This is a genomic window from Marinobacter sp. M1C, assembly GCF_023314135.1.
Taxonomy (GTDB): Bacteria; Pseudomonadota; Gammaproteobacteria; order Pseudomonadales; family Oleiphilaceae; genus Marinobacter.
The window spans coordinates 4411338-4422769 of sequence record NZ_CP092289.1; the positions used below are offsets into that span (position 1 = coordinate 4411338).

12 protein-coding genes are annotated in these 11432 nt (G+C 56.4%); 5 read left to right on the forward strand and 7 right to left on the reverse strand.

Annotated features, from left to right (window positions below):
* Positions 1-124: 124 nt before the first annotated feature.
* Positions 125-1657, forward strand: a complete 1533-nt coding sequence (locus MIH19_RS20730; RefSeq protein WP_249006666.1) for a phosphoenolpyruvate carboxykinase — start codon at positions 125-127, stop codon at positions 1655-1657.
* A gap of 111 nt (positions 1658-1768) precedes the next feature.
* Here MIH19_RS20730 and MIH19_RS20735 read toward each other — a convergent pair whose 3' ends face one another.
* The 7 genes from MIH19_RS20735 to gshB all read right to left on the reverse strand — a co-directional run bounded on the left by MIH19_RS20735 (position 1769) and on the right by gshB (position 7598).
* Positions 1769-3103, reverse strand: a complete 1335-nt coding sequence (locus MIH19_RS20735; protein WP_249006667.1) for a dihydroorotase — start codon at positions 3101-3103, stop codon at positions 1769-1771.
* A complete protein-coding gene (locus MIH19_RS20740; protein ID WP_249006668.1) occupies positions 3100-4125 on the reverse strand; it encodes an aspartate carbamoyltransferase catalytic subunit in 1026 nt (341 codons plus the stop codon). The genes MIH19_RS20735 and MIH19_RS20740 overlap by 4 nt, the downstream gene beginning before the upstream one ends.
* Positions 4126-4183: 58 nt before the next feature.
* Complete coding sequence (gene pyrR, locus MIH19_RS20745) at positions 4184-4687, reverse strand: bifunctional pyr operon transcriptional regulator/uracil phosphoribosyltransferase PyrR (protein ID WP_249006669.1); 504 nt, start codon at positions 4685-4687, stop codon at positions 4184-4186.
* A gap of 72 nt (positions 4688-4759) precedes the next feature.
* Complete coding sequence (gene ruvX, locus MIH19_RS20750; RefSeq protein WP_249006670.1) at positions 4760-5182, reverse strand: Holliday junction resolvase RuvX; 423 nt, start codon at positions 5180-5182, stop codon at positions 4760-4762.
* On the reverse strand, positions 5175-5741 hold the full coding sequence (locus tag MIH19_RS20755) for a YqgE/AlgH family protein (RefSeq protein ID WP_098420745.1): 567 nt from the start codon (positions 5739-5741) through the stop codon (positions 5175-5177). Before MIH19_RS20755 ends, ruvX begins: the two co-directional genes overlap by 8 nt.
* Entirely contained in the window at positions 5738-6601 is an 864-nt protein-coding gene (locus MIH19_RS20760) for a TonB family protein (RefSeq protein ID WP_249006671.1), read from the reverse strand. Before MIH19_RS20760 ends, MIH19_RS20755 begins: the two co-directional genes overlap by 4 nt.
* Before the next feature lie 43 nt (positions 6602-6644).
* Positions 6645-7598: a glutathione synthase gene (gene gshB / locus MIH19_RS20765; RefSeq protein WP_249006672.1), complete on the reverse strand. Its 954-nt coding sequence runs from the start codon at positions 7596-7598 to the stop codon at positions 6645-6647.
* A 298-nt stretch (positions 7599-7896) separates the two neighbouring features.
* Between gshB and pilG the strand changes: the two genes are divergently transcribed.
* The 4 genes from pilG to MIH19_RS20785 all read left to right on the forward strand — a co-directional run bounded on the left by pilG (position 7897) and on the right by MIH19_RS20785 (position 11413).
* Positions 7897-8289, forward strand: a complete 393-nt coding sequence (gene pilG, locus MIH19_RS20770) for a twitching motility response regulator PilG (RefSeq protein ID WP_014872951.1) — start codon at positions 7897-7899, stop codon at positions 8287-8289.
* A 32-nt stretch (positions 8290-8321) separates the two neighbouring features.
* Positions 8322-8684 (forward strand): twitching motility response regulator PilH, encoded by a 363-nt coding sequence (gene pilH / locus MIH19_RS20775; RefSeq protein WP_249006673.1) that lies wholly within the window; start codon positions 8322-8324, stop codon positions 8682-8684.
* Between the two features lie 20 nt (positions 8685-8704).
* Entirely contained in the window at positions 8705-9253 is a 549-nt protein-coding gene (locus MIH19_RS20780) for a chemotaxis protein CheW (protein ID WP_249006674.1), read from the forward strand.
* A 93-nt stretch (positions 9254-9346) separates the two neighbouring features.
* Positions 9347-11413: a methyl-accepting chemotaxis protein gene (locus MIH19_RS20785; protein WP_249006675.1), complete on the forward strand. Its 2067-nt coding sequence runs from the start codon at positions 9347-9349 to the stop codon at positions 11411-11413.
* Positions 11414-11432 lie beyond the last annotated feature (19 nt).

Genomic DNA, 11432 nt, shown 5'->3' on the forward strand with positions numbered 1-11432 from the left:
TGGCAGTCGTTTTTTATTGCCGCGTCTGGCATAATGGCCGGCCTAGATTGACTCGATTGTTCAGTTTTCCACCGCTTCCGGTGTGGCCCTGGCAATCACCAAGACACCCGAGGGCGAGATCGCAGTGAGCAAATCTTATCAAGAGCTAGGAACAGCACAGCTGGTTGAACAAGCACTGGCGCGTAATGAAGGCCAACTGGCTGCAAATGGCTCGCTGGTGGTTAAAACTGGGGTACGCACAGGCCGGTCTCCTATGGACCGCTATATCGTGCAAGAGCCCAGCACCGCTGATGATATTCACTGGGGCCCAATCAACCGCCCGTTCGACGCCGACAAGTTCGACGCCCTATGGGAAAGGGTCGAAGCTTACGTCGCCGAGCACGATTCTTTCGTGTCTCTTGTGCACGTTGGCTCCGATCCGGAACACTACCTGCCCATCAAGATGACCACCGAGCTGGCTTGGCAAAATCTGTTTGGTCGCAACCTGTTTATTCGTCCGAACACGTATAACCCGGCTGACAAACAGGAATGGCAAGTTCTTAACATTGCCAATTTTGAGTGCGTGCCCGAGCGTGATGGCACCAACAGCGAGGGCGCTGTTATTATCAACTTTGCCCGCCGTAAAGTTCTGTTGGCTGGCATGCGCTACGCCGGCGAAATGAAAAAAGCCATGTTCTCGGTGCAGAACTTCCTGCTACCAGAGAAAGACGTGCTGCCCATGCACTGCTCTGCCAACGTGGGCGACGACGGCGAAACCTGCCTGTTCTTTGGCCTGTCCGGCACCGGCAAAACCACCCTGTCGGCAGACCCGGAGCGCTATCTGATTGGCGACGACGAGCACGGCTGGGGCCCCGGCACCGTATTTAATATTGAAGGCGGCTGCTACGCCAAGTGTATTGATCTGAGCAAGAAGAACGAACCCATTATCTGGGACGCGATCCGTTTCGGCGCCATCGTCGAGAACGTGATGATTGACGAAGAAACGCGCGAGCCGGATTACACCGACGTGTCGCTGACTGAAAACTCTCGCTGCGCCTACCCGCTTGAGCACATCGAAAAACGCGTAGCAGAAAACCTGGCCGGCGAGCCGTCGCACATTGTCTTTCTGACCTGCGACATGACCGGTGTTCTGCCCCCGGTATCAATCCTCAGCAAAGAAGCGGCGGCCTATCACTTCCTTAGCGGCTATACCGCTCTGGTGGGCTCAACCGAGATGGGCTCTTCATCAAAACTGAAGTCCACCTTTTCTACGTGTTTTGGTGCACCCTTCTTCCCGCGTCCGGCCGGTGTTTATGCCGAGTTGCTGATGAAGCGAATGGACGAATTCGGCAGCAAGGTGTTCCTGGTAAATACCGGGTGGACCGGCGGCTCCTTCGGCGAAGGCAAGCGTTTCAGTATTCCCACCACGCGCGCGCTGATCAGCGCCATTCAAAACGGCGATCTGGACGATGTTGAAACCGAGCACTTGCCAACACTGAACCTGAGCGTGCCAACCCGCGTGTCGGGCGTTGACAGCAAACTGCTAAACCCGCGCAACTCCTGGGCCAGCACCGAAACCTACGACGCTAAAGCCGCCGAGCTGATCGGCCAGTTTGTGGAAAACTTCAAAAAGTTTGACGTGTCAGACGCCATCGTTGCGGCCGGCCCAAAGCAGTAAAGCCAAGCTGACAAAAAAGCGCCTTGCGGGTGACGCAAGGCGCTTTTTTATGGTCTTTCAAACGCCTACATTCGCCGCCGGCCCCTTAAAACACCGGCGATCACCAACCCTTTAAGGCAACAGTGACGGCCAGGCCTTGTGGCCGGCAACCAGGGTGTAATGCATCACACCCCGCATTGAGCGCTCCAGTACCGGTCCGTTGCCACCGGCAGACACCAGAGTGCCGGGGCCAGGGCGCCAGGGCTGGTCGGGGTTAAAAATACACAGATCTGCCACCGCACCGGCGCTCAGGCCTGCGTTGCTTGCCACACTCTGGCCCAGCACGGCAGCAGGGCCGGCAGTCAGCGCGCGCAGCAATTGCGGCAGGCTCAGCTCGTTAGCAGCTACCCGCTCCAGGCCAAGCGACAATACAACTTCAATACTCGATAACCCCGGCTCGCTGGCGGCCAGAGGCGCCTGTTTGGCAGCGCTTTCATGGGGTTGATGCTGACTAACAATGGCGTCAATAACACCATCGCGAACACCCGCCACCAGGGCCTGCCGATCGCGCTCCGAGCGCAGTGGCGGGCGCACGTGAAAACGACTGTCAAATCCACTCAACGCGTCTTCGGTAAAAGCCAGCTGGTGCATGGCCACGTCAGCGGTGATCTGAACTCCCCGTTGGCGCGCTTCCTTCAGCATGTCCACGCTGCGGGCGCACGACAGCTGGCTAAGGTGCAAGCGCACACCGGTTTCCTGTGCCAGTAGGATCATTTCCATGACCGCGGTGGTCTCCGCCACTTCCGGAATCCCCAGCAGACCAAGGCGCGTGGTCACCAGGCCATCGTGGGCGTAACCATCGGCGGCCAGCGCCTGATTTTCCGGGCTGAACATCAGCGTTAACCCGAAGGTCTGGGCGTAAGACATGCAACGCCGTAGAACCCGTGCGTTACGCAAGCCCCGTGAGGCGTTGCCAAGGGCAACACAACCTGCCTTCTGCAAACCGGCCATGTCACTGAGCAGCTCGCCTTCCAGGCCACGGGTAACCGCGCCTATGGGCAGCACTCGGACCAACGCACGGCTGGCGGCAATATCACGGATCAGGTTGGTTACAGCGCCAGAATCGTTTACCGGCGAGGTGTCGGGTGCGGCGCACACGCTGGTAAAGCCACCGTGGGCAGCGGCCCGTGTTTCGGAGGCCATATTGCCTTTTTGGCCATTGCCCGGTTCGCGCAGGTTACAGCACAAATCCAGAAACCCCGGGCTGACAATACAATGTTCCGCCACCAAGGTTTCATCGGCTGCTTGCGCCAGGGCGGCGGGACCAAGGGCCGCAATACGGCCATTTTTTATCAGCAAACCGGGGTTGGCCTCCAGCGCACCGGCGCTGGAGGCCGTGGCGCCAATGTACAACTGGCCACCAATGATTTTCACGCTGCCGGCAGAGGGGCGGGAAGACAATTTCATGAGCGCACCTCTTGCTTGGCAATGTCGTTCAAAGCTTGCTGACGCTCAGCCAGTTGGCCACCCATGGCCATGGACATCACCGCCATACGAATGGCGATGCCGTTGGTGACCTGATTCAGGATGACCGACTGCGGCCCGTCGGCCACCGCCGATTCAATTTCCACGCCGCGGTTAATCGGCCCTGGGTGCATCACAATACAATCCGGTTTGGCCAGCGCCAGTTTGGCCCGATCAAGACCGTAAAGGCGGTAAAACTCACCTTCACTGGGCAGAAGCGCGCCTTCCATCCTTTCTTTTTGCAGGCGCAGCATGATCACCACGTCGAGATCTTTCATGCCGCGCAGCATGTCGTACTCTACGGTGCAACCCAGCGCTTCCACATCCCGCGGCAACAGCGTGCCCGGTGCAATCACCCGCACCTCGGCCACACCCAGCTCGTTAAGAGCACGAATCTGCGAGCGCGCCACACGCGAATGCAATACATCACCCACAATAGCTACCTTCAGACCGGCAAACGTTTTTTTATGCTGCCGAATAGTGAGCATGTCCAGCATGGCCTGGGTGGGATGGGCATGGCGCCCGTCACCGGCGTTAATGATGGCCACTTTGGGCGTCACGCTTTCGGCAATAAAGTGCGGTGCACCGCTTTGGGCGTGACGCACCACAAACATGTCGCTGGCCATGGCCTCCAGGTTGTACAGGGTGTCCGCCAGTGATTCGCCTTTAGAGGTCGCCGAGGTACTGATATCAAGATTCAGTACGTCTGCAGACAGGCGTTTAGCCGCCAATTCGAAGGTGCTGCGGGTGCGGGTGCTGGATTCGAAAAACAGGTTTACTACAGTACGCCCGCGCAGCAACGGAACCTTTTTAATGGTGCGCTCGCCCACCTCTATAAAAGAGTCCGCCGTATCGAGGATGTCGGTCAGTAACTCGCGGCCAAGGCCGTCCAGAGTCAGAAAATGCCGCAACTGACCTTCCCGGGTCAGCTGCAAATGATGGGGGCCGGTAGCGATTGCGGTCATGGGTTGCCTGTATAAACAAAGGTGGCTGGGGCGTGGCTAGGGTGTGGCTTGAGTGAAGCTAGGTCTGTTCCAGTTCAATACGCAGCGGATCGGGCCCGCGTAGCTTTATGCGCTGGTTGGTCGCCAGCGTCAGCGCAAGACCACGCACATCTGGCTGCACCGGCAGTTCACGGGCGCCCAAATCAACCAGCGTGGCCAATATAATACTGGCCGGGCGACCATAATCGAAGATTTCATTCATCGCGGCACGAATCGTACGGCCGCTCATGATCACGTCGTCTATCAGCACTACGTCCCGATCGGCGGTATCAAACGGTAAGCTCGACGGCTTTACCTTGGGGTTCAGGCCAATGCGACTGAAATCGTCGCGGTAAAATGAAATATCCAGCTCACCAAACGGTTCCTGCAATTGCAGGCGCCGGGCCAGCTCAGCGGCTAACCACACACCACCGGTTCGAATTCCGATAAGTGCCGGTGAACTTACGCCACGCTCCCGCAACAACTGGCGCAGACCGGCTTCCATTTTGTCCAGCAGTGGCTCTATATCAAGTTGTCCGTTCATAAATCCTCGTCGCAGCGCCGGGCAGGCACTGTGGTTAACATTCGTCAGTTCAACATGGGTTGTTAGATAGGGCTATTGATTAAACCAGGTTTCCAGAATCAGCACCGCGGCGCGATCATCGATACCATCGCGCCCATAATTGCGGCTACCGCCGGCAGCCATCACTTCACCTTTGGCCTGATAGCTGGTCAGGCGCTCGTCCACCATCTCCACGGTTACGTGAAAGCGCCCGTGCAGGCGCTTGCCAAATTTGCGAGCGCGGGCGCACATCTCGTTTTCGCTGTCGTCCATATTGAGCGGCAGGCCTACCACTACCAAGTCAGGGCGCCACTCGTGCAGCAATTTTCCCAGCAAGGCCCAGTCTGGCGTACCATCACGGGCCGTGATCATGGTCAGTGGCTCGCCGCAGCCGAGCATTTCCTGGCCCACGGCAACGCCGATACGGCGGGTGCCAAAATCAAACGCCATAACGCGGCGCTGGCCGACTTCATGCATGGCCTATGGTCTCGCTAAGCTGGTTAATGTCGATGCCCATACTGGCCAAAACCGCCTGATAGCGACGGTTCCAGGGCGTACGAAACAATAGGTCCGGGCTCGCCGGGCATGTCAGCCAGGTATTGCCGCCCAACTCCGCTTCCAACTGACCGTCACCCCAACCGGCGTAACCCAAGGCCACCAGAAATTCATCCGGTCCCTTGGCAGCACCAATGTCGGCCAATATGTCGCGCGAGGTGGTCAGCCAGATGTCGGCGGTCACTTCCGCGGTGTGCTGCCAGCGCTGCCCGGGGTTGTGCAGTACAAAACCGCGCTCGGTCTGCACCGGGCCACCGGCAAACACCGGCAAATCCAGTTCGCCGCCGTGCATGTCGAGCTGTTCAAGAATTTCCCCCAAGTGTATGTCCAACGGCTGGTTCACGGTCAAACCCAGCGCACCCTCGGCGGAATGGTCACAGACATAGATCACCGCGCCGTGAAAACGCGGATCGCCCATCCATGGTGACGCCACCAGAAAATGATTGCGAAAATTGTCCGTTGTATTGGCAGTATCGCTCATCCGGATGTCAGCCCCCGCTGCTGGAATGACCAGGTACGTATGATTTCAAGTTCATCAACATTGCGGCTCATTTCCTCGGGGAATGGCGGATAAGGCCCCGCGAGCCTCACAATGCGAATGGCTGCGTCGTCCAGCAGAGTGCTCCCGGACGACTGTACCACCAGAACTTCTTTCAGACTGCCATCTTTGCGCAGTGTGACCAGCAAGCGCAAGTTGCCATAAAGACCGCTGTTCCGGGCTTCGGCAGGATAATTCATGTTACCCACTCTGGTAACCTTGCTGACCCAGTTCTGAACATACCAGGCGTTGCTAGACTGAAGCGTTGAAGCCGCGGTTACCCGCAGCACACGGGGCTTGCGTGAATAGGCTTGTTGCTGGGCATCCAGCCGGGCTTCCAGACTGGCAATTTCAAGGCTGCGCTGAAGCAGATTTGGCCTTGGCTTTGTTGGCAGCTCTTTCACTTCTTCGGCGCGGATTTCTGGCTTGGCAACCTGCCTTGCACTGGGCGCCTTGGTACTCACCACCGTTTGCTGTTGCACCGGCTGAGGTTCGGGTTGCGCCTGAGGCTCGGGTTGAACCTGCGCCACTTCGGTCTGGTTCAGTTCCACCGGCTGCGGGCTGGTCAGTTCTTTCGCCTGTTCCTCGGTGCCACTGCCCTGCTGACTGGTGGGTGCCAGAAAATCCGCTTTTTCCGGCGCTTTTTCATCGGTGAAACGCGACAGGGTAATTTCCATGGTTTGCGCCGATGGCGGCGGTGTTTCGGGAGCGAAAGTAATGCCCAACACAATCACCCCGTGAATCGCCAAAGCCATAAACAGGGTGAACGAAAACCGGTCAACATCGCTTACCTGAACTGCCATTCCCGTTGCTCTTGAACCATCAAATTAAAGCCGTTTGAAACGATCAGCGCTGCTGCAGCCTTTTGGCAATGGCATCCATCAACAACGCGCTGATATCAATGCCAAAGGCGGCGTCCAGTTCGCGGATACAGGTGGGGCTGGTTACGTTGATTTCGGTCAGGTAATCGCCAATCACGTCCAAACCCACAAACATCAGGCCCTTGGCTTTTATCACCGGCGCCACCCGGGCACATATCTCGCGATCGCGGTCGGTCAGTTCGCGGCCTTCACCGCGGCCGCCGGCCGCCAGATTGCCGCGATTTTCACCGGCGGAGGGTATGCGCGCCAATGCGTAAGGTACGGGCTCACCTTCAATCATAAGAATGCGTTTGTCGCCCTGTGTGATTGCGGGCACAAACTTCTGCGCCATCGCCTGCCGGGTGCCGTGTTCAGTGAGGGTTTCAATGATCACACCCAGGTTGCCGTCGTTTTCTTTAATACGAAATATAGAACTGCCGCCCATACCATCGATTGGCTTCATGATGATATCTTTGTGCTCGGCGTAAAACGCCCGTAAGCGCGCTGAAGAACACGTGACAATAAGCGGCGGCGTCAGATCTTCAAACTGGGTAGCAAACAGCTTTTCGTTGCAGTCGCGCAGCATGGCCGGCGGGTTCACCACCAGCGCGCCCTGCTCTTCAGCGGCGCTTAAAATATAGGTCGCCATCAGAAATTCACGATCGACCGGGGGGTCTTGGCGCATCAGAATAACGTCCAGATCGCCCAGCGCAATATCGTCTTCCGATTCAAAGCTGTACCAGTCGTTCGGGTCCATCCGCACAGTCAGGTTGCGGCTGCGGGCCCGAGCCTGGCCACCATTCAGGTACATGTCCTCCGGTTCCATATAAACCAACTGCCAGCCACGTTGTTGGGCGGCCCATAGCATGGCCAGCGAACTGTCTTTTTTGAACTGGATCCTGTCAATGGGATCCATCACGATACCGAGTCGGACTGTCATAACGTCTCTTTCTATTGTCGGGGGTTTAAAATTACGAACCGGTTTGCAAAGCAGGCCTTTCACATAGTGCTATGCTGAGGATTCAGATGGTATTGTACTCGAGCCGTGAATGCATCTGCAGAAATCCTCAGCCCATAACGTGATGGGGCTGGCAAAAGTACATTTATTGACGAACAAGTACTGTCTATTCGGGCACCTATACTTTATAAAGGAGCGGAGTTCATAGGACAAAATTGTTGTTTGTGCTAGAACCCCGGTTTGCTAACAATACAGTCGCTGAGCGCAAGGCAGTTGGACAATGGACGACAACTTCGGGAACTTGAAAGTCATGGTAATCGACGACAGCAAAACGATTCGTCGCACTGCCGAAACCCTTTTAAAAAAAGTGGGTTGTGATGTCATAACCGCGACTGACGGTTTCGATGCGCTGGCCAAAATTGCCGACTCCAAACCCGACATTATTTTTGTTGATATCATGATGCCGCGGCTAGACGGTTATCAGACCTGCGCCCTTATCAAGAACAACTCCACCTTCAAGAAAACGCCGGTCATCATGCTGTCCAGTAAAGATGGCCTGTTTGACAAGGCAAAAGGCCGTATTGTGGGTTCCGATCAGTATCTGACCAAGCCATTCAGCAAAGACGAACTGCTTAATACCATTCGTCATTTCGTGCCACAGGCGCAGCACTAACTCTGACATTTCCGGAACTCATTGGGGACACCATGGCTCGCATTCTTATTGTTGACGACTCGCCCACCGAGGTGAAGAAAATCACCACCATATTGCAAAAGCACCAGCACGAAGTGCTGACCGCAGACAACGGCGCCGATGGGGTGGCCAAAGCTCGATCGGAAACCCCCGATCTGGTGCTGATGGATGTCGTTATGCCCGGTTTGAACGGTTTTCAGGCCACCCGCCAACTAACCCGCGCACCGGAAACTGCATCAATTCCGGTTATTATTGTGACCACAAAAGATCAGGAAACAGATCGGGTTTGGGGTACCCGCCAGGGCGCCAAAGGTTATCTGGTAAAACCGGTTAACGAGAACGATCTGATTCAGGTCATCAATAGCCTGATTGGCTGATCTTCAAACACGGAGTACGTATGTCTGCGCAGGCTGCCCCCTTTGCTGTTCTGACGAACATAGCCCTGCGCAGCCGGCAATTGTCAGCAGGTCTTCCAGAGCAGGAAAAAGCTGCGGAACAATGGAATGGAATCGGTTTTGTGCTGGCCGGTGAACACTATGTTGCGCCTATGGGCGAGGTTACCGAAATATTGCATGTCCCCCGTTTTACCCAGATACCAGGCGTGCGCTCTTTTTTAATGGGCGCGGCCAACGTGCGCGGCCGATTATTGCCCCTGGTGGATCTTGACGCCTTTTTTGAACTGCCCCGCGCTGCCACCAGAACCCTCCGCCAGCGAAGGGTTCTGGTGGTTGAAAAAGACGACCTGTTTAGCGGCTTGGTTGTCGACTCGGTTCTGGGCATGCAGTATTTCGGTGCAGAGAATTTCACATCAGATACCAGCGGTGTCCCTGAACGTATTCAACCCTTTGTTGCCGGCGGCTATACGCGCAACGGGGAAACCTGGAATGTGTTCTCGGCCACCGAACTGCTTGGCGACGAACGCTTTCTAGACGTTGCACAGCGGTAATTGCAACGCAGTGGTTGGGCCACCAACCCACGACCGTACCCATTTCAATAAAACAGACTTGTCCATTTCAGAATAAAGGCCGGGAGCCAGAAGATGAAAAACAGAGCCGGAAAACTCGGTAGCAGACAAGGTGGCAACAAACTGATTGCCGGGCTGATTACCGTGCTGATTGCACTCACCGCATTACTGGTTGTGGTGCTGTTCATGGTTAACCGTGACAGCCAGCACGATCGCGAATACACGAACACCACCGCCGAGCTGAGAGTGCTGTCGCAGCAGATCGCCAAAAACGGCACCGAGGCCGCCAGTGGTAACGCCAGCGCGTTTGACCAGCTGAGCGACACTCGCGACAGCTTCCGCCAGCTCTGGAGCAATCTGACCAAGGGCAACTCGCAAACTGGCCTGCCCGCCAGTGACACCGCAGCGGCCAGCCAGGTGCAGCAGCACTGGGATTCGGTGCGCGAAAACGCCGACATTATTCTGGCCACCCGCGACTCGGTCATGAACATGCGGGAGGTGACCAACACTCTCAATGAAATCATCCCGCAGATGCAGGTTGAATACGAAGACGTCTCTATGGTTCTTCAGAACAGCGGTGCCCCGGAAGCCCAAATTGCTCTGGCGCGACGTCAGTCGTTGCTGGCTGAACGTATGTTCCGTTCAGTGAACAATGTGCTCTCCGGTGACGAAGATGCGGTGACCGCCGCCGACCGTTTTTTGACCGACGCCACCCAGTTTGGCCGCGTACTGAACGGCCAGCTTGACGGCAACAACGCGCTGGCCATCACTCGCGTTGCCAACGAAGATGCACTTTACGGGCTCGAGGCGGTCGCCGAGCTGTTCGGGTTCATTGCCAGTAACGCCGATGCGGTATTGCAGGCGTCTCCCGATCTGTTCAAAGTTTCCAACGCCGCTAACGACATCTTCGAAAACTCAGAAATTTTGCTCGGAAAATTGTCCGAACTGGCCACAGAGCTGCGTGATCTTTCGGCCGCGCGAGTCATCAGTCCTACTCTTGCCCTTGCGCTACTGGCCGCCGTGATTGCTATCGTCGTGCTCATTGGTTTGGCGGTTTATCGCGAATCCCAAACCCGCCTGACCAAAACCCAGGCACAAAATGAACAGAATCAGAACGCTATTTTGCGTCTGCTGGACGAACTGGCCGACCTGGCCGACGGTGACCTGACCGCAGAAGCGTCGGTGACTGAAGACTTTACCGGCGCCATCGCCGACTCCATCAACTACGCCATCGACCAGATGCGCGGACTGGTGCAGGCAATCCGTGGTACCGCCGTACGAGTTGCTACAGCGGCTCAGGAAAGCCAGTCGACTGCTATGCAGCTGGCAGACGCGTCCGAGCACCAGGCCCAGGAAATTGCCGGCGCCTCGGCAGCGGTTAACGAAATGGCGATTTCTATTGATCAGGTATCGTCTAACGCCGCGGAATCGTCTGCAGTAGCAGAACGCTCGGTTGCCATCGCCAAGAAAGGCACAGACGTGGTGCAGAACACCATCCGCGGCATGGACAATATCCGCGAGCAAATTCAGGAAACCTCCAAACGCATCAAGCGCCTGGGTGAATCGTCCCAGGAAATCGGCGACATCGTATCGCTGATCAACGACATTGCCGACCAGACCAACATTCTGTCGCTGAACGCCGCTATTCAGGCCTCCATGGCGGGTGATGCCGGCCGCGGCTTTGCCGTAGTTGCCGACGAAGTACAACGGCTGGCAGAAAGGTCTTCTGCCGCCACCAAGCAAATCGAAGCTTTGGTAAAAACCATCCAGGCAGATACCAACGAAGCCGTTATCTCGATGGAGCACACCACTGCCGAAGTGGTCCGCGGTGCCCGCCTGGCGCAAGACGCAGGTGTTGCACTGGAAGAAATTGAAAACGTTTCCACGAACCTGGCTGAACTGATTCAGAACATTTCCAACGCGGCTCGCCAGCAATCTTCTTCGGCTTCGCACATTTCCAATACTATGAACGTCATTCAGGAAATCACCTCACAGACTTCATCGGGCACCAACGCTACTGCTTACTCAATCGGTAATCTGGCAGACATGGCCTTCGAGCTGCGTTCGTCGGTAGCAGGTTTCAAACTTCCAGACGAGGACGAAGTAACAGACACCAACAGCAAGGTTCCGTTGGTAAGCTGAGTCTGAATCAGAAGTAGGG

Coding starts and splice junctions, on each gene's coding strand:
- MIH19_RS20735 (WP_249006667.1), bottom strand. CDS start 3,103: ATGAAATTGTCTTCCCGCCCCTCTGCCGGCAGCGTGAAAATCATTGGT.
- MIH19_RS20760 (WP_249006671.1), bottom strand. CDS start 6,601: ATGGCAGTTCAGGTAAGCGATGTTGACCGGTTTTCGTTCACCCTGTTT.
- MIH19_RS20780 (WP_249006674.1), top strand. CDS start 8,705: ATGTCTGCGCAGGCTGCCCCCTTTGCTGTTCTGACGAACATAGCCCTG.
- pyrR (WP_249006669.1), bottom strand. CDS start 4,687: ATGAACGGACAACTTGATATAGAGCCACTGCTGGACAAAATGGAAGCC.
- pilH (WP_249006673.1), top strand. CDS start 8,322: ATGGCTCGCATTCTTATTGTTGACGACTCGCCCACCGAGGTGAAGAAA.
- MIH19_RS20785 (WP_249006675.1), top strand. CDS start 9,347: ATGAAAAACAGAGCCGGAAAACTCGGTAGCAGACAAGGTGGCAACAAA.
- gshB (WP_249006672.1), bottom strand. CDS start 7,598: ATGACAGTCCGACTCGGTATCGTGATGGATCCCATTGACAGGATCCAG.
- pilG (WP_014872951.1), top strand. CDS start 7,897: ATGGACGACAACTTCGGGAACTTGAAAGTCATGGTAATCGACGACAGC.
- ruvX (WP_249006670.1), bottom strand. CDS start 5,182: ATGCATGAAGTCGGCCAGCGCCGCGTTATGGCGTTTGATTTTGGCACC.
- MIH19_RS20740 (WP_249006668.1), bottom strand. CDS start 4,125: ATGACCGCAATCGCTACCGGCCCCCATCATTTGCAGCTGACCCGGGAA.
- MIH19_RS20755 (WP_098420745.1), bottom strand. CDS start 5,741: ATGAGCGATACTGCCAATACAACGGACAATTTTCGCAATCATTTTCTG.